The sequence below is a fragment of the Rhodococcus sp. AC861 genome, assembly GCF_979256035.1.
Genome location: NZ_CEEDMW010000118.1, coordinates 1 through 233, shown reverse-complemented (window position 1 = coordinate 233; position 233 = coordinate 1). Strand labels below are relative to the sequence as shown.

At 67.8% G+C, this 233-nt stretch carries 1 protein-coding gene; it reads right to left on the bottom strand.

Going from position 1 to position 233, the window contains the following annotated elements; translation table 11 throughout:
• Nucleotides 1–233: ABC transporter permease subunit (locus tag AC0IX4_RS23385; RefSeq protein WP_471831468.1), on the bottom strand; the 233-nt coding region annotated here is incomplete at both ends.

The following is a 233-nucleotide window of genomic DNA, read 5'->3' as shown; positions in this document are numbered from 1 at the left end:
CGGCCAGGGCGGCGACCGCGCCGGCGACGACGTAGAGCCAGAACTTGATGCGGTTGCCGTTGATGCCGGCGAACTTCGCGGCCGTGGCACGGGCGCCGGTGGCGTAGATGTTGCGGCCGAGCGAGGTGAACTGCAGGACCGCGCCGAACACTACCGCGAGGATGAGCAGTGGCACAGCGAGATTGGGAACCGACGAATCTCCCAGTGTGCCGGTGACCCACGAGGTGTAGGCC